The following is a 26,172-nucleotide window of genomic DNA, read 5'->3' as shown; positions in this document are numbered from 1 at the left end:
CCGGACCGGCCGAGAAGTTGTAGGGGCGCTTGCCGGCCGGCGTCTGCTGCTGGGTCACGCTGCTCTTACTTCTTGGCGGGAGCCTTGGCAGGTGCCTTGGCGGGGGCTGCGCCACCGTCGGTCGGGGCGCCGAGCGCCTTGGCGACTGCGGTGTCGAGCGCCTGCATCTTGGGCTCGACCGTGGAACGGGTCTCGGACACGAGCTTTTCCGTCAGGGCGGTCTGCATCTTGGGGTTCAGTTCCTGGTACTTCTTGCTCAGGGGCGAGTTGATCCAGGCCAGCAGCTGCTTGAGCTCGTCTTCGTTGAAGTTCTGCTCCATCAGCGGGGTCAGGGCGCCCGGCGCGAGCTGCACGGCCTTGTCGCGCACGAGGGGGTAGGTCTCGTCGAAGTACTTCTTCAGCTCGGCGTCGGCGGCCTTGGCGGCGGCTTCGCGCTTGGCTTCGGGCACTTGCGTCTGCAGGTATTGCGAACCCGCCTGGGCGATCGGAGCGCTCGACTGTTCGACCAGGCCGCGTGCCAGCGATTCGATGCCAGGACGCTGGATGTCGATGAACTGCTTGATGAGCGTGGCCTTGTCCTGGGCCAGGGCGGCCATCGAGGTGCTTGCCAGTGCGACCGTCAGAAGTGCGAGTTTGATTGTTTTCACTGAGGATTCTCCGTTGAAGATGAGGAAGTATCGTCCGCTTCAGGCTCGGTTTCGCCGTTCGCGTCGTTTTCGACGATACGTTGTAGCCCACTGAGTTTGGCGCCTTCGTCGAGCCCGATCAGCGTAACGCCTTGCGTCGCGCGACCCAGTTCACGAATTTCGGCAACCCGGGTGCGCACCAGCACGCCCTTGTCGGTGATGAGCATGATCTCATCATCCGCATGCACGAGAGTGGCGGCAACGACCTTGCCGTTGCGCTCACTCTGTTGAATCGCGATCATGCCCTTGGTTCCCCGGCCGTGACGGGTGTATTCGGTAATGCTTGTTCGCTTTCCGTAACCATTTTCGGTGGCGGTGAGCACGCTCTGCTGTTCGTCCTCGGCCACCAGCATCGCGATCACGCCCTGTCCGGCCTCGAGCGACATGCCGCGCACGCCGCGCGCATTGCGGCCCAGCGGGCGCACGTCTTCCTCGTCGAAGCGCACGGCCTTGCCGCCGTCGCTGAAGAGCATCACGTCGTGCTTGCCGTCGGTCAGCGCGGCGCCGATCAGGTAGTCGCCCTCGTCGAGGTTCACTGCGATGATGCCGCCCTTGCGCGGGTTGCTGAACTCGTCGAGCGCGGTCTTCTTGACCGTGCCCATCGAGGTTGCCATGAACACGTACTGGTCGGCCGGGAAGTTACGCTTCTCGCCGGTGAGGGCGAGGGCGACGTTGATCTTCTCGCCTTCCTGCAGCGGGAACATGTTGACGATGGGGCGCCCGCGCGAGCCGCGCGAACCCGCCGGCACTTCCCACACCTTGAGCCAGTAGAGCCGGCCGCGGTTGGAGAAGCACAGGATGTAGTCGTGCGTGTTGGCGATGAAGAGCTGGTCGATCCAGTCGTCGTCCTTGGTCGTGGTGGCCTGCTTGCCGCGGCCGCCTCGCTTCTGCGCGCGGTATTCGCCCAGCGGCTGGCTCTTGATGTAGCCGCTGTGCGAGAGTGTGACCACCATGTCGGTCGGCGTGATCAGGTCCTCGGTCGAGAGGTCGTAGGCGCTGTGCTCCACCTGGCTGCGGCGCGCACCGATCTTCGACTGGCCGAACTCCTGCTTGAGGGTGCCGAGTTCCTCGCCGATGATGGTCGAGACGCGCTCGGGGCGGGCCAGGATGTCGAGCAGGTCGTCGATCTCGGCCATGACTTCCTTGTACTCGGCGACGATCTTGTCCTGCTCGAGGCCGGTCAGGCGCTGCAGGCGCATCTGCAGGATTTCCTGGGCCTGCGTTTCCGACAGGCGATAGAGGCCGTCGTTGCCCATGCCGAACTCGCGCTCGAGGCCCTCGGGACGGTAGTCGTCGGCATTGACCACGCCGCCGTCGGCGCGCGTGCGCGTGAGCATCTCGCGCACCAGCTTGCTGTCCCAGCTGCGCGTCATGAGCTCGGCCTTTGCGACCGGCGGCGTGGGCGATTCGCGGATGATGCGGATGAACTCGTCGATGTTCGCCAGCGCCACCGCCAGGCCTTCGAGCACGTGGCCGCGCTCGCGGGCCTTGCGCAGGTTGAAGACCGTGCGGCGGGTGACCACCTCGCGGCGATGCTGCAGGAAGACCTCGATCAGGTCCTTCAGGTTGCACAGCTTCGGCTGGCCGTCGACCAGCGCCACCATGTTGATGCCGAAGGTGTCCTGCAGCTGCGTCTGCTTGTAGAGGTTGTTGAGCACCACCTCGGGCACTTCGCCGCGCTTGAGCTCGATCACCAGGCGCATGCCCGACTTGTCGGACTCGTCCTGGATGTGGCTGATGCCCTCGATCTTCTTCTCGTGCACCAGCTCGGCCATGCGCTCCTGCAGCGTCTTCTTGTTGACCTGGTAGGGGAGCTCGTCGACGATGATCGCCTGGCGCTGGCCGCGGTCGATGTCCTCGAAGTGGCACTTGGCGCGCATCACGACCTTGCCGCGACCGGTGCGGTAGCCGTCCTTCACGCCGTTGATGCCGTAGATGATGCCGGCGGTGGGGAAGTCGGGCGCCGGCACGATCTCCATCAGCTCGTCGATGCTGGCTTCAGGATTGCGCAGCAGGTGCAGGCAGGCGTCCACGACCTCGTTCAGGTTGTGCGGCGGGATATTCGTGGCCATGCCGACCGCAATACCGCCGGAGCCATTGACCAGCAAATTCGGCAGCTGGCTCGGCAACACCTTGGGCTCTTTTTCGGAGCCGTCGTAATTGTCCTGAAAGTCGACAGTTTCCTTGTCGATATCAGCCAGCATTTCGTGCGCAATTTTTGCGAGCCGGATTTCCGTATACCGCATTGCGGCCGCGTTGTCTCCATCGACGGACCCGAAGTTGCCCTGGCCGTCGACCAGCATGTGGCGCATCGAGAAGTCCTGGGCCAGGCGGACGATGGTGTCGTAGACCGACTGGTCGCCGTGCGGGTGGTACTTACCGATCACGTCGCCCACGATACGGGCCGACTTCTTGTACGGACGGTTCCAGTCGTTGTTGAGTTCGTGCATCGCGTAGAGCACGCGGCGGTGCACCGGCTTGAGGCCGTCACGGGCATCGGGGAGCGCTCGGCCCACGATCACGCTCATGGCGTAATCGAGATAGCTGCTGCGCATTTCCTCTTCGAGACTGATGGGCAGGGTTTCTTTTGCGAACGAGGTCATGAGCAAGGGGCTGGCGGCAGGAAGGCGAAATTTTACGCTGTGAGGGGTGTCGCACCGCCGCAACACAAGGCGCCTATTCCGCCTCCGTCCTACGCTTCCGGGCTGTCCAGCGGCCTGTTTGCCAAAGACCCTATGGCACAATCGCCTCAACGTTTTGGGTGGTGGTCACTTAAAGCGTCCTTGATTCGCAGCGCGGCTGCGGCTTTTTCCCCAAGAGGAGAACCATGAAGAAACTGAATAAAGTGGCGATGATGTTTGCAGTCGCTGCGCTCGCCACTGCCGCCGGCGCGCAGACCCGTGTCACCGCTGCGGACGGCGGTCCTACGATCGACAACTGGCAAAACGGCACCGGCGAACTGGTTTGGAAGAACGGCACGAATGAACTGTGCTGGCGCGATGCCAACTGGACGCCTGCTACGGCTGCCGCTGGTTGCGACGGTGCTCTGGTTCCTGCAGCTCCTGCTGCCGTGGCTCCGACCCCCGGCGCCCCGACCCCCCCGCCCGCTGCCCAAGTCGCCGCTTCGAAGGTGACCTTCGCTGCTGACGCCTTCTTCGACTTCGACAAGTCGGTTCTGAAGCCCGAAGGCCGCGCCAAGCTGACCGACCTGGTCGAGAAGATCCGTGGTGTGAACCTGGAAGTCATCATCGCTGTCGGCCACACCGACTCGATCGGTACGGACGCCTACAACCAGCGTCTGTCGGTGCGTCGCGCCGAAGCCGTCAAGGCCTTCCTGGTCTCGAAGGGCATCGAACGCAACCGCGTCTATACCGAAGGCAAGGGCAAGAAGCAGCCTGTGGCTGACAACCGCACCAAGGAAGGCCGCGCCAAGAACCGTCGCGTGGAAATCGAAGTGGTCGGCACCCGCGCCAACTAATCGATCGATTCCATCGACAATGAAACCCCGCCTCGGCGGGGTTTTTTTATGGCTGCCGAATTCGCGATTGATCTTCGGTAAAGGCTGTGCGGTGTTTAACGGACATCGCCCGTTTCATAATCGCTTCATGACAGAAAACCTGAATGCGGATCCGGCCGAACTGGCCAAGTTTTCAGAGCTCGCGCATCGTTGGTGGGATTTGGAAAGCGAATTTCGCCCGTTGCATGAAATCAATCCATTGCGCTTGGAATGGATTGACGCTATCGCCCCGATTTCGCAGCGGCGCGTGCTGGATATCGGCTGCGGCGGAGGAATCCTGGCCGATTCGATGGCCCGCAAGGGCGCCGAAGTTCTGGGCATCGACCTCGCGGGCAAGGCGCTGAAAGTCGCGCAACTGCATGCGCTGGAGGCCGGAACCCGGGGCGTGAAGTACCGCGAGATCAGCGCGGAGGCGCTGGCTGCTGAGCAGCCCGGCAGCTTCGACGCCGTCACCTGCATGGAAATGCTGGAGCACGTGCCACAGCCGGCATCGGTGATCCAGGCCTGCGCCACGCTCGTGAAGCCGGGCGGCTGGGTGTTCTTCTCGACCATCAACCGCAACCTGAAGTCCTTCATGCTGGCGATCGTGGGCGCGGAGTACGTCCTCGGCATGCTGCCGCGCGGGACCCACGAATACGCAAAGTTGATCCGGCCCAGCGAGTTGGCCGGCTACTGCCGGGCGGCTGGCCTGGACCTGCGGCACACGCGCGGCATGGAGCACAACCCCCTGACCCGGCGCTACTGGCTCAGCGGCGACACCAGCGTCAACTACATGTTCGCCACGCAGAAGCCGGGACCACAAGCATGATGGGTGTCGAAACGAAAGCCGTGCTGTTCGATCTCGACGGCACGCTGATCGACAGCGCGCCCGATCTCGGCGCCGCGGCCGACAAGATGCGCACCGATCGGGGCCTCGATTCGTATCCGCTGGAGCGCTATCGTCCCATGGCCGGGGCTGGCGCACGCGGCATGCTTGGCATCGCATTCGGCATCACGCCCGAATCGCCGGAGTTTCCCGAGTTGCGCGAAGAGTTCTTCGTGGCCTACGAGCGCCGCATGCTGCTCAACACGCATGTATTCGATGGCATCCACGCGCTGATCGCGGCGCTGCAGGAGCGCGGACTTCTGTGGGGCGTCGTCACCAACAAGTCGATGCGCTTCACCGATCCGCTGACGCAAGCCATTCCGCTCTTTGCCAGTGCAGGAGCGGTGGTGAGCGGCGACACCACGCCGTTCGCCAAGCCGCATCCCGAGCCCCTGCACGAGGCCGCGCGCCGGCTCGGCGTGCCGTCGGAGGCGTGCATCTACGTTGGCGACGACGAGCGGGACATCATTGCGGGCCGCGCCGCCGGCATGCGAACAGTTGCGGCAACCTACGGCTACATGGGGCCACAGGCCGATTCGACGCTCTGGGAAGCAGATGCTTCTATCTCTTCACCCCTCGAGCTCTTGAAGTTGCTCAATAGCGCCTAAAATACTCTTTCCTTGGGGCTGCACTGGTTTCGACGTGGGTTCGGAGTCGCAGCGGGGCATGTCGAGCTGAATGCGCTCGTAAAACAGATTCAAACAAACTAACTGCAAACGACGAACGTTTCGCACTCGCTGCTTAATTGCCAGTGAGCCTTGCAACAGTTGGCCGATGGGCTGGGCAAGGGGGTCTGGAGCAATCCTGACCTCCCGGCTGCAAGGATAACTACATGGGCTGGCTCCGATCCGGGTACCTTGGGTCGGGGCGAGAAAATAGGGTGCTGGCGTCCGGTTTAGCGTGTGACTGCGCGACTCCGGAAGCGAGACTTAAATCAGATCACTAAACATGTAGAACTGCGCGATGAAGGCTTGCGGACGGGGGTTCAAATCCCCCCAGCTCCACCATCACACTGTCCAAAGGCGTCCATCGGAATCCGATGGGCGCCTTTTTCTTTGGAAAATCAACGACTTACTGTCCAGATGAGTGTGATGCAGTCCGACTGCATCCAGAGGGAAGTGGGGGGGCAGATGGGGGTATGGCGAGGCAAAAACCGTAGAATTTCCTCTCTGTACCCCCTTGAATTGCCTCAATCCCCGCCGGGAGCACGATTGGCCCACTGGTTCCCAGTCCGTACCCCCGCTTGTCCCGGAGTTTTGTACCCCATGTTGACCGATGTCCGATGCCGCAACGCCACGTGTCCGCCTGACCGTAAACAGGCGCGCTTTGCCGATACGGGCGGGCTGTACCTCCAAGTTAGCCCGCAAGGCTCAAAGCGCTGGTTTCTGAAGTACCGGGTCGATGGGAAGGAAAAGCAATTGGCGCTCGGCAGTTATCCGATTGTCACACTGACGGCTGCCCGTCAAGCACGAGATGCGGCCAAGATGCAGAGGGCTGCTGGCGTGGATCCCATCCAGGCGCGCAAACTCGAGAAGCTCAAGGGGTGGCGTGAAGGAGGGGACACGTTCAAGGCCGTCGCTCTGGAATGGCACGACAAGCAGGTTGGCAATTGGAGTCCGGGCCACGCCGAGCGGATGAAGCGACAGCTTGAGCGAGACCTCTTTCCCTGGCTGGGGGACCGGCGCATGGATGAGATCGAGTCCATGGAATTGCTGGCCGTATTGCAGAAGATCGAGGAGCGGGGGGCCAACGAGACGGCCGACCGCGCGCTGATGTTGGCGCGACAGGTATACGCGTACTGGTTACCCACGGCTGACAAACGGCAGCGCAATATCACCGAAGGACTCCAAAAGCGCCTCACGCCATACCGCGGCACGCACTTTCCGGCCATCGTGGAGCCGCAGCGATTCGGTGAACTACTACGCGGCATGTACGCCTACAAGGGCGGGCCGGTGGTGCGCACGGCCCTATTGTTGGCACCGATTCTGTATCAACGCCCCATTAACCTGCGCACGATGGAATGGGCTGAGCTGGACATGGACACGGCAATATGGACTATCCCCAGCGCCAAGATGAAGCGCGGGGTGAAGGAGAAAGAGCAAGGCGAGCCCCACATCGTGCCCATGCCGATACAGGCTGTTGATCTGTTGCGTCAACTCCAGCCATTGACCGGCCGCGGCCGCTACGTTTTTCCGGGCCAGCGCGACCATGACCGACCCATGTCCGACAACTCGGTACGCACGGCTCTCTATGCCCTGGGCGTCGGTAAGGAGCAGAGTTGGCACGGCTTCAGAGCCAGCGCCCGAACCATGATGGTTGATCAGCTCGACCTGGATCCTCTGGCGATTGAAGCGAACCTCGCGCACGCCGTAAAGGATTCCAATGGTCGTAGCTACAACCGGACGCAATACTTGGCGAAGCGGTTCCAGCAAATTCAACACTGGGCAGACTACCTGGACGGCTTGCGCGACGGAGCTGTCGTGGTGCCCTTCAAATCGCGTGCTGCCTGAATACTGGCATGGGCAGCTCTCAAGAGCCCTGCAATGCAGGGGCCTGCGGCTGGGTGTGCAGGAGGCCCTTTGTCGCGACCGCTGACTCGGCCCATCAACTGCCAGTCGTCCCCAACCTGATAGGTGGAGATCGTCGATTTGGATCGCGGGCTAGTGGTGCAGTAGTGCCACGGCTACATCAGTCCGATAGAGTTCGAGAAAGCTCAAAAAGCTTAGGTCGACGTCCATGAGACCGACACCCTCTCTGCCAGGGAGTAAATAAAATCAATAACTTACGTTGATTTTGAGGTTTTGTCCCACATAAAGCCGCAGTTCAAGACCGCGGCTTTATTTGTGTTGGACAAGGCCTGTCGAGGCGGAGACGCTGGCGGGGCGCTCTAGGCAGAAGAAGCCGAGGAGGCTTGATCTACCGCCTCAGCCGGCGGCTGCAGGTGCACCGCGCTTCCCGCGGCGCGGCCGAGCGCGACAGATACGCGCGCGACCCGCGCGGGGCTTCGGCAAGTGCCGGGCGCTCGTACGTCAGCACCGCGTGGGCCAGACGGGCGATATGGCGCGGTCGTCATTGAATGGGCGCGGGTGACCGACAGTAAGCGCCCTGCATTGCCGTCCTTCATGTATGCCCGCATCAGACTGGTTGCTAACATTCGATCTGGGCAGCTGGACGACCGCTGTCGCCGCGAGCAGACATTGCGCTCCGCTTCGGGCGGATAGCCCGCTGAGCGCTTCGAAGGCCCGGAGGAAGAATTACTACCGTGGCTCAGAGCGCGGGCCGTTTACAGTCCTCAGTCTCCGTCCCCGCGGTCAGCGCGCCTCCAAGCCTCCAGGAATTCTTGGACATCTGGGTTTCCGCCTGCGGCAGCAACGGTTTCGACGCGCAGTCGGAACGCATCCAGATCCGTCAATCGAGCCATGCTTGTGGGGCTGACCCGCGTGACGCGTTTTGCAACCGCGTCACCCATGCCCGCGAAGCCCATCGAATGGGTCCAGCCGTATGAAGTGAATGCTTTGGCGAACTGCAGCACGCCGTCATCGGTGGCCAAGGCTGCGGAGGTCCATTCTCGAACTGCGGCGCCGTCGTCAGTCGCGAGGTCCACCCACGAGTGCAAGAGAGAATGTAGATCCCGATGCACGAGCAGCGTGCCATTCGCTGCTGCAGCTTCGATTCGCGACCGGAGGAGGACGCGGAGTTGCTCCGCGTGCTCCTCCGTAGTCAAACAATTCTCCGGCGGTTCGCGTTGCCTGCCTTCCCGTGGGTGATAGTCGGTCCAGGCTGAACTCGTGAAGTCGGCAAGCCAGCCCAGGGAGGCCGTATTGCAGGCCTGTCGGAAAATCGCGGAGCGTTCGTCTAGTGGCATATGCTCCTTCGTCAGCGTCCGCAGCAGCCAGTGCAGACGAAGCTCGTTGCTACCTATGCCAAAGGCTTTCGCTGTATCAGCTTCAACGTTGATCTCGTCGGCAATCTCGAATAGCGCAGTCAGGAGCGGCTGAACTTTGGAGCGATCCACACGCTCTGCATGCGTATTCAACTCGTCGAGCCACACTGCAGCCTTGGTCCCGCCCGACCGGCGAGTCACGGTCACGGCGTGGCTCAGCGTGGTCTTCACATAGTCGATGTCATCCGCGCGGGCTAGAAATGCGTCCAGTTCGGTGCTTGTGAGCACCTCGTCGCCGATCGCGAAGCGGAAGTAGGAATCGAAATGGTCGGGTGAGCACACACGGCGCTCCATCGCCCATTGCCGTGCGAACCCATCTCCATAGTTCATATTGGCCCAAACGGACTCCAGTGCTGGGAACAACCGCATCAGCAGTCGCCGCATCTTGTCGTGGTCTGGGTGTGGCTCCGTTCCGAAGAAGAGGTCGTTGAAACGCGTGGCTGCCGCTTCACGGTCACGCCCGTCCCCGCGCCCGCCGCCGCTCAGTTGTTCCTTGTTTTGGCGAATGGCTCGATAGATGGTCGGATGCAAGAGCCGGAGCATCTCCAGCGCGAGGAAATCAGCGCGGTCCACTTCACCGGCGACGGCTGGCCATGACACGCTCAGTGAGTTAGTGAAGCGCGTGACATCCCGCGGCGTGCGCATAGCCGGGGAAATCCCTTCGTAGAAAATGTTCATGAAGCGAACCAAGTCCGCGTCCGGGGGCGCGCCGCAGATCGACTCGATCAGCGAAAGCAGATGTTGCTGAACATCGAGCGCCGATGGGTCAGGCAACTCGAATGCAGCCTGCACTATCTTTTCGAGATAGTGCGGGCCTTCCGAAGGATAGCGTTCGCTGACGATCTTTTCGGCAAGTGGACGGTCATAGACCAGCATGTACATGACGTTCGGCAAGCGGCCAACAGACTTGACCAACCGGAAGATCAGCAGGGCCTCGTCGGGTGAGAGTCGATCGATGTCGTCGATGACGATGAGGAAACGCTTCTTCTGTTCCCGCAGGGCCTTCGCCAACTCGGCGTGAAGTGCCTCGACACTTTCATCTTGCTCAATCAGGCCCGCGAGCCACTCCATGCCCTTTTCAGCGATGCCGCCTGCGATGACTGCACCCGCGGCCTCCGCTACCTTCCCGACGAGTGCGCCAGCTCGAAGCAGTCGCGCCCCAAGCTTTGGCAGCTTCTTCTTGACCTTGTCGCCAAGGCTTGGACCCAGACCGATGTACAGCTCGCGGAAAAAGGCGAGTGCAAGGGCGTCCTCGCCTCTAAACCACCAGCAGGCAAAGTCGATGATGACAAGCTCGTTCGCCTTGACAGCATCGGCCAGGTGATGCTTGCAAAGGTTGACCGCGCTGCTCTTGCCGGAGCCCCATGGACCGTTGAGACCGATTACCGATCCATGGGGCGATTGCATCTTGCGAATGCTCGCCGCGAGCGCGCGCGCGAAGGGGTCAACGCCGAAGCGATCTTCGCCTGGGTTTGCGATTGGTTGGTCGTTGTAAGGCAGGTATTCGGTCATTGCTTCGTAACCGCACGCAGGTCTGACAAGCACCCTATGCTAGCGAGCCCGAGTGTTCGCTGACGCCAAACGTCGGAGTTTGAGCCTCGAGTGGCGACTTGCCGACGCGAATCGGCTCGAGCGGGGTTAGCCTCTCCGCTACCGACAGTTTCCGTATGCGTTCAGATGCCATAGTTCTCGGTTGCCTGCCGCTCGAATCATTGTGTTGTACCGCTTGATGTCTTTCATCACCTCGCTGCGAGCTTGAAACTCAGCACTGACTCTCCACGTCTCGAGTTGCATTGGCTCACCGATAATTTCTCGAAACGTGTTACCGACAGTTCGCAGACGATGCTCCTCCAGCATATAGCTATCAATCTTCTGAGAAAAAGGCATCGCATCTTCCGGCGCAGGGGTGTCACTGCGTATTTCAAGCAGTAAGCGAGGAGAGAGCGCGACCATTACGCTCTCAGGTTGCACGAGGATCGGAGAATCACAGAGCGGAAGACAGTGCTCGGAAGACGTGTAAAGGTTCCATTGCGAGGAGACCAAGGGGTGAACCAAGCGGAATAGGAAGTGAGGATCGCCGAGCATCCACTTGAGTGTCACGAGGTGCTCAAACTTCTCGCACCCATTCTCTTCGTGCCAGTCGATCATGGAATTCATCATCGAGTGACTACGAAGATTTTGCAGCACCACGAATGAGGCGAGGTAGGACTTCTCGATCAAGTTGTCGACCGTCTGCGTGGTAGCGACCTTGAGCAAGGTTTGATATGCGGGCGTTGCCTCGATCCCCGAAAGGATGTTCTCGAAGTCGATATAGATCGGATAACAAGCCGTCGCACCCTCAGAGACAAACCGCTGATACTGATCGGGGTGGTAACGCCGCACGAAATCCTCTGCAGCTTGTTTGGATATCTCGGCGATCCCCAAGTTCTTGTCAAAGTGAACGCGCTCAACGGTTGCCGGGTAGATCTTCTGCGACTTGGCGTTAAGCGAATGAACGACCTGCTTGCGTGCAAGTTCATCTGAGGCAACGCCTGCGATGGACTTCTCGTAGTAGGTGATGTTCCAAAGAGCGGTCCAGAAGCAAGGGTTGTAATGGTTGCGCTTCGTGACGTCCATGGCGTAGTCGACGAGCCTAACGTTGGAGGTAGAGGGTACGGACCGGCAGCGCGCCGAGACATGCACGATCCCCCGCGCGTCCCGTGGCGCCCTGCCGGTGCGTTTCCGTGTCGATCGACTCGTTAATCATCACTGGCATGGGCCTTTGACGGGATCTCGCGCTCTCAGGAAATTGAGGGCAGGAAGGACGTATTGAATTGCAACGGCACGCACGGTATTCGTATCGGTATTGCCGCCGGTCACGATACCGACAGTCCGTCGTGAGAATTCGCAGATGGGCGAGCCGCTGCTGCCGCGAAATGCATCATGACCGGGGTGAGGAACAGGCAAGGCAAAGTGATGCTCCTCGGCTCCGGTGCGCACGTACGAGAGGCCGGGGAACACTGCCATTTCGGACGCGAAGACCTGCGGCCCATGCATCTCAGTTCGGACTCGACCCGAGAAGCCGTAGATTCGCTCCCGCTCGGGGGACGCGAACTCACTTGCGTCGAAGACATGATGCGGCCTCCTATTGAATAGCCCACGTGGAGTTAGGTCCTCGTACCAAGACTGCATGTCAGGCGCGACCTGCGCGATGCACAGATCCAACAAGCGAAGGGATGGACTCATCCGGCTAAACTCGCCAACGTGGACAAATGCCCGCGGCTTGTAGTACTCCAAGCCTTTGTCCGGGTGCTGCTGGACGACGATCGCCCATCCCCGCGAGTCCAGCTTGGCCACGTGGCCCGCCGTGACAAGGAAGCGCCGGCCCTCGTGATCGATCATCGTGCCTGAGCCGAATGCCAACGCTTCACCTGCGTCGTCGACTTGGACAAGCGGAATACTGGTCGTCAGCAACCATTGCCGCCATTCGCTACCTTGCTCAGGGGTGATCTGCATCCGTGGAGCCTAACGTGTTGCCGGGCGATTGTTAACGATTTTTTGCTTGGCACTTGTGCATGCGACTCTCGGGTGGCGCTGCTGGGTTCCGGCCACAGCCGCCCGCGGCGGGCGTCCGCTTCTGACCGACTGTGTGAGTTCGCGGACGGCGAACGAACTTCCGGCTCCGCAGGGAGGCGGCCCATAGCCTCGCTAGAATTGATGAGTTACGAACTGTTCCGATCACGATTCAAAGACCGTCGAGGGCGCTGGCTGCGTGAGGCGCTTCACATGCCCATGGAAATGTTCCACGTCATCGTTGACACCAGTGTCCTTAACCAGGCGCAGTTCGGCTCGGGGCGATTTGACAAGCTGCTGCGGCGCGTGCGGCAAGGCGTCGTCAAGCTCTACATCCCGGAAGTTGTGCTTGAGGAGAGGCGCACACAGCTGCTCTACGACTACAACAGGTACGCCGAGGATGCGCGCGGCGCGCTGTTGAAGATGAGCCGGTCACCCCTGAGCATGCTTCTGGAGGGGATTCCCATGCCAGGGCCGCTCGATCTCCCGTCCCGGGACGACGTCGACCGCAATTCGCGGGCTGTGTTCCTGAAGTACTTGGCCGACAATAAGGTCGAAGTGCTCCCGTTCACGGCCGAGCACGCGGCGCGAGCGCTGGACCGCTATATGCACGGCAAGCCGCCATTCAAGCCCGCGGAGAAGCGCGAACCGGAACGCAAGCACATCCCTGACTCCTGGATCTTCGAGGCGGCGCTGGAAATGAAGGCCCGGCCCGGACGCCATTGCGTGCTCGTCAAGGACGAACGGTTCCAGTGGGCGCTGCAGGAAGCGGGTTTCGAGGTCTTCGGCGAAATCGACCCCCTCGACCAGGTCATCGAGGCTGCGACGGTGGTCGTGCCTATCCGCGCGCCCGGACCTGCAGCTGCTCCTGAAGCCGAGCACGCGGTAGCCACCCCGATCTCGCCGCAGTCTGCTCTTGAGAAACTACGTGCCGACGCGTTCAAGGATTTAGACGTGATCGTGCTGGGGATGAACGAGGCGCTGGAAAACCCGGACAGGGAAACCGTCTTCGCGACGCTGGAATGCCTGGACATCGATCGTGCCAAAGCCGAGCTGATGGCCAGCACCCTGGTGGCGGCGGGCGTGCTCAACGAGATCGGCAACCGGCTCATCCCGACGGATGTGCCGCTGGCAGAGCGCATGGCCGCGGAACCTGTCGTGCGCGCGTTGCTGCTGAGGATGATCGGATGATGGACCTCGATCTCCGCCTCGCCGCGCTGTCCAACCTCGTTTCCGACCCTTCCCCGGCGGTCGAAGCCAAGCTGTTGGCCGAAATGGATCGGGTCGAGGGCGTGCTTAATGCCAGCAATGAGTATGACGACCTCGCCGCAGCGTTAAAGGTGTTGACGGTACTCGCGCCACGTTTCAGCTTCCGCGTCGTGCCCATGCTTACGGCATTCGTGCGATCGGTGCCGGAACGGGCGCTGACCTGGGGTGGCGAGACGATCATTGCCAGCCACCGAAGGTACCGCTCGGCCGACCAGCTGATCCGCGAAGCGGTGGATGTGCCCCAGTCGATCCGCTACGTCCACATCGATGCGCTACTAGGCTTCCTGCTGGAGATCTGGTGTTCCAAGGACAAGGACACCAGCAACAAGGCGGAACGGGCGCTGGAGTCATTGGCGACGTTCGACCTCAACCTGTTCTATGGCGATCCCCCTGTCGGCGCACGACCACAGCGGGCGATCGTCGACTACTTCGCCCAGATGGAGAATGAGCCGCTGCTCGAGCACGCTAGCATCGTTCTGTCAATGCTTCGGCACGCGTTGTCCCCGTCTATAGAAGGCCACGCCTGGACCTACAACGCGATCAACATCAGTCGCGGTGGCGTCCCAGCGGCCGGCGGGGTGGCCGAGATGCGTAGCGCCGCCATCGCGTTGCTCAAGCGCATATTCATGCTCAGCCCCGACGTGCTGCTCCGAGTGCATGTGCTGAAAACGCTAGGAGTGGCGACGCGCCGCGAACGTCCGAGTAGCGATGCCCAGACATCGGCAATGTTCGACGGCAATGCAGTCGAGGTCTTGAACTTCCTCCGAGACCAGGTCGCCACGCAGGAGCTGCAGGTGGTCCAGGCCATCGAGCACGACGCGTATTGGAACTACTACCACGCCGCTTCAGTGCCGATCGCCGCGGCGGCATTGGAGGTGCGCGACGCCGTCGCCCAGCGAGCCGAATACCAGATCTATAAGGACCTGATCGGCTTCGAAGGTATCCACGGTGTCTGGGAGGAATTGAAAAGCTCGCATGCGGCCTGGGAGGATCGGGACAAGGCGCGGCGCGAGGCGGCCGAGAGATATCTCGAAGCGATCAACGGCGACACGTACGACGAGTGGCGCAACCGTATCCTAGAGCTTGCCAAGGCCCGGTCTGACGATCTGGCGATGTTCCCGATCTTCTACGACTTCCTGGAGTCGTTGGCTCAGCGGCTGCCCGCCATGGCGTTGGAACTGATGCAGGACCATGAAGAACGCATGCAGCCGTTCATCATCGCGCTGCTGCGCGGTCTGTGGGCCAGCGACCGCGCTGCTGATGCGCTGGTCCTGGCAAAACGATGGATGGCCGACCGGTCAAAGCTCGCGGCGATCGCGAAGTCGCTGAACGTCGATCAGGGCCCGCGCTTCGATCTGCTGGTCGAAATCATGGACGAGGCCGATCGCTTAAACGACACTGAAGGGGCGGCCGCGATCATCGAGTCGATGGGCGTCGCAGCACGCCAGTTCGGTCTCGGTCACGTCGAAGCCAAAGCGATCTTCCAGAAGGGCATGCGGATGGTGGCGCGGCGCCACGATGCGCGCTGGGTCAATGTGATCTGGTTCAACCAGGATTTCCGCAAGCTCGTCGAGACCATGAACCAGGCGGAGCGGGCGGAGGTGCTGACGAGCATCGCGTCTGTGAGGAAGATCGGCTACCAGGCTGAGGAAGTCCTGGCAGCCATCGGCCAGACCGATCCGCAGGCGGTGCTTGCTTTCCTCATGGACCGTGTCCGCGCCGAGCGCGACCGTGAGAGTCGCCAGAACGCCGACGGCGGCGACGATGACGAGGATCGCTTCGAGGCGATCCCGTACAACCTTAACACGCTCGACAAGCTGTTGTCGCCAATGCCTACCGAGCTGCTGCGTGCTGTGCGGGCGGAATTCAAGCCCGAAGAAAGCGGCATGTTCCCGTACTACGCCGGCGCACGCCTCATCAAGGCCGTGTTCCCAGAGTTCGCCCCCGCCCTGCAGGCTGCGCTGTTGTCGTTCAGCAAGACCGGGCATCCGACGGACATGGATTTTGTGATCGGAGTGGTGCGTACCTATGGTGGGGAGGCGCCGATCCTCGACATCTGCAAGGAGATCATCAAGGTCGTCCCCGAACGTTCCAGCGCATGGAATGAGGTGGCGACTGCCCTCGAGAGCACTGGCGTCGTGACTGGTGAGTACGGCATGGTGCACGCCTACGAGACAAAGCGCGAAGAAATTGCCGCCTGGAGGAGTGATGAGCACCCGCGCGTACAGTCCTTCGGGGTCTGGCTGACGGAGAGTCTCGACCAGATGATCGTCAGCGAGCGGCAACGGGCCGACGCGGGTGTAGCGCTGCGCAAGCACCGCTACGGCATCAGCAAGGACCAACCTTAGCGCCCGGAAATCTATTTTCATAGTGCAGTCCGCGGCGAAGCGGCGCTGCAAGTCCAGCAGACTGAAAAGCTGTCGGTGGCGCGGCGCTAGCCAGATCGAGGGAGTCCAGCTCTCCCAGCACCTCGTAAGGAAGCCATCCGAGTCAGCACTGGCCGCAGTGCCCGATGACCGCCTGCTGGCACACTGCGTGAGTACGCCCGTGGCGTCCACCGGCAGCATTCGCTGCATGGCCGTCCTTCGTGTGCGCCCGCTTCAGACTGTTGCGAGACCGGCCTGCACGCCTGGCTATCTCGCGAATGGACAACGATTCATTTCATTTGCATCTTTTACTCAGAGCAAATCAGCCGGCGCATCATGCCTTGTGCATGTCGTATTGATGCACTTTGGGTCTCGGCTCGACCCACCCGGCCGCTCCGGTATCCAACTACTTCAATTGGAGACCCAAATGAAAAAATTCATTCCCAGCGCCATCGCCAGCCTCCTGATCGCAGGGGCAATCTTGCCGGCCGTCGCCAAGGAGAAAGTCGTCGACCGGAGCATCACGGAAGAGGAAGTCCTGGGGGCCCAGCAGGCCTGGTGCAAGGCGCTGGTCGACATCAGCGCTGCGAATTCCAGCGGAGGGCAGCCGGCCGCCAGTGCGCTGGCCGAGAAGGTCATCGACAGCGCTTACGCCTACCAACTGGGCGCAGTGCTGTTCAAGCCGACGCTCACGACATCGCCGCAGACCTTCCGCACCGCTCGCGACGGTGCGCTGGCGTACTTCGTGGGCGGCAACCCTGCCTTTCCCAACGACACCGGCTTCGCCCTGAAGGGCTGGACTAAATGCGAGATTGCCAACAGTGCCGTGCTCATCCACGGCGACGTGGCCAGCACGCTGGGTAACGTGCTGTTCACTGACCCGGACGGCAAGGTCACCACGGTCGACAAGACCTGGACTTTCGTGAAGGACGGTGCCGGCAAGCTGCGCATCGTCGTGCATCACTCGTCGCTGCCGTACGCTGGCCGTTGAACACCGCGTTCGAGTGCCGGCAGGCCCAGGCTCTAGGGCGGCGCCTTCAGGGGGCCTTCATCGGGTGATGACGGCCCCTCGGAGGACCGTCATTGGCGGCTCAAAGGCGCGAATCGGTGGCAGCACGCCGTCGTAGCGCGCGACCTGCACCGCAGTGAGTTGCCCCGCGCAACCCTGCGCCAGCGATGAGGTGCCGATGTCGCGCGTCAACACATTGGGGTTGCCGTGCACGCTTGCACTTCGAGCGGCAGTGGTCAGAGTGGCCGAACGCCTGTCTGTCTTGGGTCAGTAGGCACCCATGTAGTCGCGCTTGCCGATCTCAACACCGTTGTGACGCAAGATGGCATAGGTGGTGGTCACGTGGAAGAAAAACTGCGGCAGTCCATAGTGCAGAAGATATGCGCCTGCAGTCAGCTTCTTTTCCTTGGGGGTGCCGGGGCGCAATACGATCTCGCGGCTTTCGCTGGAATCAAATTGCTCAGGCTTGAAGGAGCCGATATGGGCCAAAGCTTTGGCGATCAACGCTTGCAGGTCGGCGAAGCTGACCTCGGTGTCGGGCCAGGACGGCACCTCGGCACCAGCCAGGCGGGAGGCAATGCCCTTGGAGAAGTCTGCGGCGATCTGTACCTGACGTACCAGCGGAAACATGTCAGGGAACAGCCGCGCCTGCAGCAGCGCATTTGGATCGATATTTCTTTGCGTCGCCTGGCCTTCGGCCTTCTTGAGCACGTCGGACAGGGCGCGCAGCATCTGCTGCATGACGGGAACGGAGGCGTTGTACAGCGGGCTAGTCATGGTGAGTTCACTTCAAAAATTGGGCACGATGGCCGGAGTTGGCGTGGCAGGGGCCCTGCCGACCATGTAAGGCTAACAGCACAGGGCGAACTGAATCGCCCCGGCTTTTGTGGCTAGCTTTTCTTCCCGCTGGTAGTCGGAGCAGCCGCGTTGAAGGGCGGTTCATTAGCAAGAAGCGGACGTCAATTGCAGACGCACGACGGACCGCGATCGCTGCAGAGTTGTCGGCGCCGAAGTAAAAGTGGCTCAGATTCCGGTCGACGCCAACAGGTCATAGAGATTTGTTAACCGGCTCGACGGATGATCAGAATCCAGATGCGATCCGTCGCTTCAGGCCAAGAGCTGATCGATTTGGTCGAGGAACATCGCCAGTTCGCCCTGTTTGCCCGTACTCGTTGACCGCCATTCGTCAATCGGTCTGACCATCGCAAGTTGGCGAGCATCAGCTGATAGCTTCTCCAACTGCTGATCAACCAGACCACGCCCTTGCAGGTAATACTGCCCCCATCGGGCGAAGCTCAGAACCCACATCGAAACCGTCAAGGCGTCGTCCCATCGAGCCCAGTTTGACGTGCTTGCGAGGGGCTGATGCAAGATCCGCTTCTGTCGTGCCAAGTGTGCTCGCATCAAGCTGAGACTCTCTCGCTGTCGAGGGGGGCTGCTGTACGCAAAAAGGAATGCGGCGACATTGGTTGTCTGACCCTCGCGTGCCGCAACAAACAGCCGAGGCCTGTGCCTCGGATCCGGCTCCAGCAAGACATCAAGTTCCTGAATCCAGATCTCGCATGCGTCGTCGTTCTTGGCGCGCTCACCCTCGAGCAAAGGTAAGATCACATCCCGGAAGAGCCAGGGTTCGGCCCATGCCAATCTCTTCATATGACCGCGCATGGAGTCGACCAGACGGCTCAGATCAGGGGCAAGTATTTGTGCCGGCAACGCCTCGTGCACTGCAGTGACCAAGTCCTTGTAGGTTTCAGCTTCCGCCGGATCTCCCGCGGCATGATTGAGCATCCAGCCCAAGGCCCGTATCTTCTCGGAGGCCGGAAAGGTGGCAAGGGACTGAACCACGGTGGCTGTCCCATTCGGCGCTTCAAGTTGCCGCTTGATCGCATTCAGACCCATCCATTGCAGCAGGCCGCTGCTACTGCGAGTGAGGTGATTCAGCTGCACCGAACTGATGTCGAATTGAATCGACAACGAAACTTCACTGGCGATCTGGCCCAAAAGGGATAGTCTTACAACGTCCGCGGCTTCGGCCTCTGCTGGAACAGCAACGCCTTGGGTCTCGAAGATCGCCAGCAGTGCGTCTGGAGCAAACCACCATAGAAATTTGATGGCGTAGAACTCCGCCCATGTCAGAGCTGCATACTTTGTCGCATGGATCAAGTTATTTGGGCGATAAGAGCTGTATAGCAGGGACTCGATGGGTACTCGAAAGAACCAAGCTCTCGCCACGGCCAGTTCTTTTTCCACTTCATCATGCGTGCGATTGAAGGATGCCTCAAGGAATTGCGCCAGGAAGTTCAGGAATTCATGCTCCAACGCGAGTTCGGGGAATCGCGAGTCCTCTACGTGTGAGTGAGCGAGCACCTCGCCGATAACTCCCCAGTTCGCAGAGAAATCTGCGAAGGCGCCGGCATCGTGGCGCAAGCAGTTGCGCAGACCGTCCGCCTGGGGAAGTGCGAGCGAGTTTTCCTTGAGCAGCCCCAGCGCATCCATCTTTTCCTTCAAGAGATCGCCGCTCAAACCCTTGAGCGACGGCTCGCCGGCCCACGCGCCGAGCACATCGCCTGCTTGGCGCATCTCGAGAAAGCGCAGAGGTTCGTAACGCCGCATCGCAGTAGGCGGCAGCGCTGAGTCGAAGAGAAGAGGTATGGAAGGGCCATCGGCTTCACTGTCGAACTGCTTAGCCTGGGCTTCCCGCATCAATCCTGACTTGTATTGCTCGACCTCGAGCAGAACATCCGCGGGAATTGGAGTTACCAGCAACGGATGGTTTTCGGTCGCCTTTTGGAGTGAGTTCGACAGGTTGAAACCCGCGACCGGTAGCCCGTCCTGCCCCAGTACCAGGATATAACGATCATGCAGCCGGCCTGCCTTCAGGCCGAAGATGCGCAGCTTGATGCTTCTGAGCAAAGGTCGGCTCTGCTCGCAACCCATCATCAAGTTGTTGATCCGTCCCAGAGCTCGATCTTTGGACTCATCGGAGGTCTCCTCTTTGTCCTTGGATGCCTTGGGCAGGGAGGTGAAGACGATGTAGTCGGCGTCCGGTGCTGCAGATATCGTGATCAAGCCCAGCCCGGCCGCTTCAAAATAGGGGTCGAAGATCACGACCTGATGCTCTCGATACTTCTGCAGCAGTGCCTTGAACCACTCCACGAACTGCAACTTTCCATCGCCGTCACCCTGATTCCGACGCAGAAAGAACTGTCCTTCCGACCTGGGGGGACTGAGTCGCGCAAAGAGCGATGCAAGATCGCGGTTGACTGGGACCCAGGGGTCCGCTTTGCGTTCACCGATACGGTTGGCGAATCCCAAGCTGCCGCGATTGATCGTCAAGGCGGCCTTCACACGGTCAGCGGCAGAAGGCCTAACGGCTCTCTCGAGCCAGTCGAACTTCACCGCATTCCTGCTATGCCCCAGCGCGTGGCTTTGAATATGGATCTCCCGGACGTATGAAACACGCCAACGACAGCACAAGAGACTCTCGCGTGGATTCTCGACATTGAAGCCGAAGATCTCCAGCTCAGTGCTGTCTGTCCTGCTTCGAACTTGTTCGCTCAGTTCGAACCGCCCTTCGAACGCTCCTTCTGCATCTTGCTGTGCCGACGTGAGGCTGGCGTAAATGAGCTGGTTGCCGTTCGTGATGCTCAGCTTGAATTGAAAGCCTTTGAAGTTCGGCACTTGCGCCGGGTTGAACCGCACGACCAGCGTAGGCGGAACATCAATCCAGCTCACGTCGAGCAGTTGCCGCTCTTCTTCGTCCAGGGCAGGGAAGACCAGCAGTTCAAGGTCGCCGAGTCGACTAATGTCGGTTCCTCCAAAATCCAAGCCTGTATCGGTGTCTAGTTGCTTCGCCACCAATGCCGTCAGAGCGGCATCGTAGTCCTGGCCAATGCGAAACAACGCCTGCTTGGTCGTTTGAGTGATTGAAGCGCTAAGGGCTCCCGATCCGCCATGCGGGCTCGACGGCGCCCCCCGTTTGTAGGCGTCTTTGTTGAGCAAATATGCCACCGGTCGGTAAACCAGTCCGGAGGCCTCGAGCGCAGTCGTTCCGAACCGTTTTTTAAGCTGATCGGACAATTCGAGCTTGAGTTCTTCGCTGATCGCGGTGACAGGCTGGCCAGCGCTCAGCTGCCGCAAGAGTTCTGGACATTGGGTGCTGCTGACATAGAGGGTGAGCCGAGCAATTTGCGCTTGGAAGCCCTCGAACTTCTCAAAATAGTCCTTGTGCCCTGCGGCCCATTGCTCGTTTGCATAGGTGTAAGGCAGCAAGCGGCCATAAATCACGCGGTTCTCGATGGACTGGTCCGTCTTGATCTGCAAGACCCACAACTGTAGGGCACACGGGAGGGCCTCTCGCGAGAAAAGACGTGCCAATCTGTCGTCATTGAGGAGATCATCGAGTACAGGAGACATTGATTTCGGCGCCTTTCAATAAATCTTCAAACCTCATGCTCGCGCTGATGCGCCGAGCGCGACGTCCCCGACAGGGGCGAGGGACATGGAGCATCAGTCAAACGTCGTGGCCAGGGTGGACTGCCTCGTCCAGAAATGGACAGCTAGGGCGGCAGAAGCTGCTGTGGCTCCGGTGCGACGCCTCCGAAGATGGCGCCGATGAACAGCAAGGCAACACCGATGGCAGACACGTGGATGCCGCGGCAGGTGCGAATTGACTGGGATCCGGTTCGAAAAATGCAGATACCGGCAGATCTGGGCCTGACTATCCGCTGGCTTGTAACAACGCACGATCCTGACTTTCCGGCCGCCAGGCGAAGCGCGTGAACCTGCGTTCTCTATCCAGTTCACTCAGGCAAATATCCTGGGCTGTCACATCAATGACGACGCTGAACTGGGGGGGGGTGGAATAGGGAACATACATCAGATCGCCGGCTTTGATTCCTTCTTGATCCGGGTAGGCAGCAGCCGGGGCTGTGGCGACTTCCCAGCCGATCTTGATGTGATAGTTGAGCCAGTTCTCGCCGTTAGCACCTTCGTCAGCGGTTGGCGTATTGGTCATTCGCACGCTAGAGGAAAGTTGCATTGCATCTTCTTCGTCGACGGCAATGGCTGGCAATAGTTCGTAAAGGTAGGCGTAGGCCGCAACCAAGTGGTCTTTTTTTGCCTTCTGCGCCATGGGCTCAATGCGTTTCAAAAGGCTGTGGCCAATGTCCCAGGCTAGCCATGCCAGCAGTGCTCGCACTTGTCCGAGCTCTTCAAACTCCTGGACCTCGCTGTCGTCGGCGCGAACATCGCAAGCGATGCCTTGGGAACGCCCGAAAAGGATGACCATCGACTGTGACAGGAGATCCTGGCGGGTTTCCGAGTCGATGAATCCGCCCATCTGCCGCCATTGGGGGAGGTGCCGAAGACGCCGGAATTCCCTCACCAACGAGAGCACCGCGACGAGTTGCACCGCGCAGGTACGAGTCTTGGCCGCTCGAAGGTCAGGACGGGTCTCGTTTTGCGCCGCTTTGAGCTGCTTGATCATGCGACTGACGACTTGCTTTAGTCGCTTTCTCACTGCATCGACCGCTTGCAGGGGCAAGGGAGCAACAGGTTCTTGGCTGGCCTCCTCGTGTTCTGTGCCGACAAGCTCTTCTTCCGAGAGCGGCTGTGACTCGGTGATCGATGCCGCCGATTTTGGCAGCCCTTGGCCCAATCGGTAGATGAGTGCATCGAGCACCTCAAGAAGGCTTCCTGATTGCAGAAGGCGCTTTCTTCTGTTATTTCTTGTGCTGGCGGTTTCACCGATGTGAACAGCGAGCGATGCTGGCCGCACTGGAGCCGTCGTGGTTTGTTCGCTTGAGCCTGGCCGCCCGATGCTGGAGGGAGGCAATACCACCTGTTCAGGATCGTCAAAAATGGCCTTCTCTATCTGCTGGATAAGAGATTCAATGTTGGCACCGCTAAAGTCCAAGCCGGCCAGCGCGTCCCGAAGCGCTGTTCTGTACGAGCGCGCTACACCACGGCTCAGAGCATCATCATGGTGCACGATGATGCGCAGGAGCCTGCCACTGCGGCCGCTGAGCTCTAGCCATCGCACTGCAGGCGCCTTCTCGCCCAGTTCTGCGATTGCCTCCCTATCCTCGGAACGCTCAAGGGCCGCAGGGGCTGTGTGGGAACCATCCTCCATGTGCACTACGAACTCAGCGAATTCTTCAGACTCGGACCTTGGGATAATGACTTTTGAAGTCCCCGCGGCGAGAGCAACGATCCGCACTGGAGCGCTCGGAGTTTCGTCGTCGTTCTCGCTTTCTTGGTGCGTGATTGGTATTGCGCGCAACTCCGAGTCATCCATCGCAGGAGCTGAAAAACCCAGTGCAAGATCTCTGGCGAAGCGCGAACTGGCAAGCTCGAGGTTGGGCCGAACGAGCATGGCCTCGAAGTTTGCGCGCTCGCCTCCAAGCCAGGCTGGTCGGCTTGGGTTCGCACTGCCTGCGACGAGCATATGGGAGTCGCCGAAGTCGAGCAGGAGTGCCTTGGCGTGAAGATAGTGTGCAGCCTGCTCCGACCAGAGCTCTCGCGCGTCGACGAACTGCGAACGAAGTCCCTTGGGGCGACCGCCGAGCGCTACGGTCTTGGGATCGATGATCACTTTGATCGCGGCTCCAGGCCAACGGGCCTCCAACGACTTCAAAAGTGCATGCTGAGTGTCGAAGAATGCGCCAGTGACCACCACGCGCTCGGGCATCGCTGGCATCGCTCGGTCGAGCTGTTCGAGCAATGAAGGCCCGCTGCTGGATTGCCCGAGCAAGCGGATATCGGAAAGCTTCGATTCAACGCCAGTTGCTTGCGGAACAAGTTCGCCGATCCTGTGTGCGGCCTCCAGCACGGACGGCGCCAGTTTGTCCTCCTGGGTCCGAAGCCACTCGCGGATCAGGCTCCAGACGTGGCTAAGCACTAGCTTGTGCGCCGGATCGGCATCTGGCCCCACGTCGATGTACGTCGTGACCTCCCGATTGAAGCCGAAGCCTGAAAGCGTGAGGTTGTGGCTGCCAATGAACAGGGCACAGCGCTTCTTGCTGGCGAGCAGGCAGATCTTTGGGTGGAAAGCACCAGGCGCGGCCATGGGGATGAGCGCATACGCCGAACCGGCCAGGCGCGGCCTCAAAGATGGCGTGGCCCATGAACGAGCGCACTGGACACTGTCCATGAGCACCACGTTGTGCTTCGACTCGGCCGCCTGAAGACGCCGAAGTACAACTTCCTCGTAGAACGGGAGCGTTGCATTGAAGGTCGTTATCAGAGAAGCGTCAAATTTCGCACCTTTGAGAGCTGCCAGTAGGGAGATGCCGTCGTCGGTTTCACTCATGGGCAGCCTCGAAGAGCTGGATGCCAAGTGTGGTGGCCCGTAGGTCTCCGCTGCTGTCGGTCTCGCGAGCTAGGGCGCCGACATCCCGCAAGATCCGGATCGCCTGGCGGATACGGGGATTGGTCTTCGCGGGCACGGGAATGTCGCCGCGCGCCTCGATTCCCCGCTCAGTTGGATGGACGCGAAAGGTGGCAGTCGAACTTTGTCGCAGCTTGCGTAGTGCGACATGCAAATGAGTTTCCAGGATCCAAGCAATAAGGTCGGCGACGACGGCTGACAACGTCATGTCGTTCCACTTTACGCAGCGCTCGCGAAACGATCCCAAGTTGATAGGGGAATCTTGAAGCTGCGCCTGGTCCATGGTCAGAGAGCCATAGGCTGGGGCTTCTTGGTTCTCCCGCATGCGAAGAAGTGCCAACATGTTCACCACAGACGCCAGAAATGCAGGCTCCTGATCCAGTTGCAAGCGCTCCCTGGAAATGCGAGCAGCAGCCCAGGACAACTCATGCTCATTCGCCATGAAGTCGCCAAGTGCAGGGGCGCCAGACTCCAGGGAACTGCACAGCGCACCGAAGGTTTTTGCCTTCAACTTGCCCAGTGCTTTGAGAAGCTCTGGGCGCTTCGCCAGCGACTGGCTGAACTCCTCTATGGAGCTTGGCGGCACTGGCTCCGTTACCAACGCGGTGAGCGAGATGGAAAATGCCTTCTGCATCGCAACGGATACCAGGTCATTGCGGACGTAGTAGGCCCAGGCCAGGCGGGTGTGGGCCAAGGATGCTGGAGGACGCCATGCTGTCCCGTCCACGAGGGACTCTGTGTAGGTGGCGGCGCGGAAGGTCGCTTCGTCAAGTGCGGAGAGTCCGGCGGCTTGCAATGCGCCGGCCAGATGCAGTAAGAGCGCCAGGCTCTTGCGTCGTTGGGCGCCTTGTGCCTCGAACTCAGACTTCCGGTCGAAGAAAATGTCGAGCAAAGCCGCTTGTTCGCCCTGCCGCTGAGGCAGGCAACAAGGGCAGAAATCTTGGAGCGCATCCAGCGTCTTTGCCGAGACGATATCCGCGTCCACAGCTTGCCAGAACGAGCGGCCGTCAACGCCCATGTTGAACGCCTGTGCGATCGGCTCGCCGCGCTCGCGCGTGTAGCTCAACCACGGCTTCTCGATCGTGGCCAAGATGCCGAGTTGCGTCAGTGTTCCCGCGTAGTACTGGCCGAGGCCGCCTAGCTTGTTGGCAAAGTAGCGTTCGGTCGATTGCTCTCGGGTCGTGTAGGTCGATAGCCGGATCGACTTGCCTTCTCCGACCAGCCTGACAGCATCGTTGAGCGTTTCTCGCCCAACCATCGCGGGTCCGTGGCGTGCCGCGTCGTCACCCATGACTTGCGCATGGCGCTCGGCAATCATCGTGAAAAGACAGTCGGCCCTTCTGTAAGCCTCAAGGAAGGCGTTGAAGTCCTGGCGGTGAATGTCTCGCTCCTCATACGAGCGGATCAACCATGGATAAAAGCTGTAGTACCGTGCCCTGTCTGTGACATTTGTAATGCCGGGAAGCAGCTGAGAATAGATCTGGATGCATGGGCCTTGAGTACCAATATGGTCCAGACCTCCAATGGTGTGGGGAGGCGTTACCCAGCTGGTTTTTATCGACATGGTTTTTAATT

17 protein-coding genes and 1 other RNA gene are annotated in these 26,172 nt (G+C 60.5%); 8 read left to right on the top strand and 10 right to left on the bottom strand.

Features of this window, described 5'->3' with window-relative positions; genetic code table 11:
- Window positions 1-65: 65 nt before the first annotated feature.
- Both AC1VNX_RS25500 and gyrA read right to left on the bottom strand, forming a co-directional pair.
- Window positions 66-647: a DUF2059 domain-containing protein gene (locus AC1VNX_RS25500; RefSeq protein WP_483160408.1), complete on the bottom strand. Its 582-nt coding sequence runs from the start codon at window positions 645-647 to the stop codon at window positions 66-68.
- Entirely contained in the window at window positions 644-3,289 is a 2,646-nt protein-coding gene (gene gyrA, locus AC1VNX_RS25495; protein ID WP_483160407.1) for a DNA gyrase subunit A, read from the bottom strand. The genes AC1VNX_RS25500 and gyrA overlap by 4 nt, the downstream gene beginning before the upstream one ends.
- 224 nt (window positions 3,290-3,513) lie before the next feature.
- On the opposite strand from gyrA, the gene ompA reads away from it, so the two are divergent.
- The 5 genes from ompA (at window position 3,514) to AC1VNX_RS25470 (ending at window position 7,578) form a co-directional block, all read left to right on the top strand.
- Window positions 3,514-4,164, top strand: coding sequence for an outer membrane protein OmpA (gene ompA / locus AC1VNX_RS25490; protein WP_126022922.1), 651 nt, complete (start codon window positions 3,514-3,516; stop codon window positions 4,162-4,164).
- Between the two features lie 127 nt (window positions 4,165-4,291).
- Window positions 4,292-5,011 (top strand): bifunctional 2-polyprenyl-6-hydroxyphenol methylase/3-demethylubiquinol 3-O-methyltransferase UbiG, encoded by a 720-nt coding sequence (ubiG, locus tag AC1VNX_RS25485; RefSeq protein WP_483162014.1) that lies wholly within the window; start codon window positions 4,292-4,294, stop codon window positions 5,009-5,011.
- Window positions 5,008-5,676, top strand: a complete 669-nt coding sequence (locus AC1VNX_RS25480; RefSeq protein WP_483160406.1) for an HAD family hydrolase — start codon at window positions 5,008-5,010, stop codon at window positions 5,674-5,676. Before ubiG ends, AC1VNX_RS25480 begins: the two co-directional genes overlap by 4 nt.
- Window positions 5,677-5,690: 14 nt before the next feature.
- Window positions 5,691-6,075: a transfer-messenger RNA gene (ssrA, locus tag AC1VNX_RS25475) on the top strand.
- 258 nt (window positions 6,076-6,333) lie between these two features.
- The gene (locus AC1VNX_RS25470) at window positions 6,334-7,578 is read left to right on the top strand and encodes a tyrosine-type recombinase/integrase (RefSeq protein ID WP_483160405.1); all 1,245 of its coding nucleotides are present in this window, start codon (window positions 6,334-6,336) and stop codon (window positions 7,576-7,578) included.
- 782 nt (window positions 7,579-8,360) lie between these two features.
- On the opposite strand, the gene AC1VNX_RS25465 is transcribed toward AC1VNX_RS25470, so the two are convergent.
- From AC1VNX_RS25465 to AC1VNX_RS25455, 3 genes are all read right to left on the bottom strand, one after another.
- On the bottom strand, window positions 8,361-10,523 hold the full coding sequence (locus AC1VNX_RS25465; RefSeq protein ID WP_483160404.1) for a KAP family P-loop NTPase fold protein: 2,163 nt from the start codon (window positions 10,521-10,523) through the stop codon (window positions 8,361-8,363).
- A gap of 138 nt (window positions 10,524-10,661) precedes the next feature.
- On the bottom strand, window positions 10,662-11,627 hold the full coding sequence (locus tag AC1VNX_RS25460) for a hypothetical protein (protein ID WP_483160403.1): 966 nt from the start codon (window positions 11,625-11,627) through the stop codon (window positions 10,662-10,664).
- A 129-nt stretch (window positions 11,628-11,756) separates the two neighbouring features.
- Window positions 11,757-12,506 (bottom strand): hypothetical protein, encoded by a 750-nt coding sequence (locus tag AC1VNX_RS25455; protein WP_483160402.1) that lies wholly within the window; start codon window positions 12,504-12,506, stop codon window positions 11,757-11,759.
- 201 nt (window positions 12,507-12,707) lie between these two features.
- Here AC1VNX_RS25455 and AC1VNX_RS25450 point away from each other — a divergent pair, with 201 nt between their 5' ends.
- The 3 genes from AC1VNX_RS25450 to AC1VNX_RS25440 all read left to right on the top strand — a co-directional run bounded on the left by AC1VNX_RS25450 (window position 12,708) and on the right by AC1VNX_RS25440 (window position 17,189).
- Window positions 12,708-13,754: a PIN domain-containing protein gene (locus tag AC1VNX_RS25450; protein WP_483160401.1), complete on the top strand. Its 1,047-nt coding sequence runs from the start codon at window positions 12,708-12,710 to the stop codon at window positions 13,752-13,754.
- On the top strand, window positions 13,751-16,180 hold the full coding sequence (locus tag AC1VNX_RS25445) for a hypothetical protein (protein ID WP_483160400.1): 2,430 nt from the start codon (window positions 13,751-13,753) through the stop codon (window positions 16,178-16,180). The genes AC1VNX_RS25450 and AC1VNX_RS25445 overlap by 4 nt, the downstream gene beginning before the upstream one ends.
- 445 nt (window positions 16,181-16,625) lie before the next feature.
- A complete protein-coding gene (locus tag AC1VNX_RS25440) occupies window positions 16,626-17,189 on the top strand; it encodes a hypothetical protein (RefSeq protein ID WP_483160399.1) in 564 nt (187 codons plus the stop codon).
- Between the two features lie 57 nt (window positions 17,190-17,246).
- Here the strand turns inward: AC1VNX_RS25440 and AC1VNX_RS25435 are convergent, their stop codons facing one another.
- From AC1VNX_RS25435 to AC1VNX_RS25415, 5 genes are all read right to left on the bottom strand, one after another.
- Complete coding sequence (locus tag AC1VNX_RS25435; RefSeq protein ID WP_440870996.1) at window positions 17,247-17,420, bottom strand: hypothetical protein; 174 nt, start codon at window positions 17,418-17,420, stop codon at window positions 17,247-17,249.
- Window positions 17,421-17,474: 54 nt separating this feature from the next.
- Window positions 17,475-17,984: a DUF1993 domain-containing protein gene (locus AC1VNX_RS25430; protein ID WP_301507686.1), complete on the bottom strand. Its 510-nt coding sequence runs from the start codon at window positions 17,982-17,984 to the stop codon at window positions 17,475-17,477.
- A gap of 330 nt (window positions 17,985-18,314) precedes the next feature.
- Window positions 18,315-21,623, bottom strand: a complete 3,309-nt coding sequence (locus tag AC1VNX_RS25425; RefSeq protein WP_483160398.1) for a VPA1262 family protein — start codon at window positions 21,621-21,623, stop codon at window positions 18,315-18,317.
- 304 nt (window positions 21,624-21,927) lie between these two features.
- On the bottom strand, window positions 21,928-24,519 hold the full coding sequence (locus tag AC1VNX_RS25420) for a phospholipase D-like domain-containing protein (protein WP_483160397.1): 2,592 nt from the start codon (window positions 24,517-24,519) through the stop codon (window positions 21,928-21,930).
- A complete protein-coding gene (locus AC1VNX_RS25415; protein WP_483160396.1) occupies window positions 24,512-26,161 on the bottom strand; it encodes a hypothetical protein in 1,650 nt (549 codons plus the stop codon). The genes AC1VNX_RS25420 and AC1VNX_RS25415 overlap by 8 nt, the downstream gene beginning before the upstream one ends.
- Window positions 26,162-26,172 lie beyond the last annotated feature (11 nt).

It is taken from the genome of Variovorax sp. TLI9-5A (genome assembly GCF_056867935.1).
The sequence above is the reverse complement of the archived record's forward strand: the minus strand, read 5'-3'. Positions and strand labels throughout refer to the sequence as shown.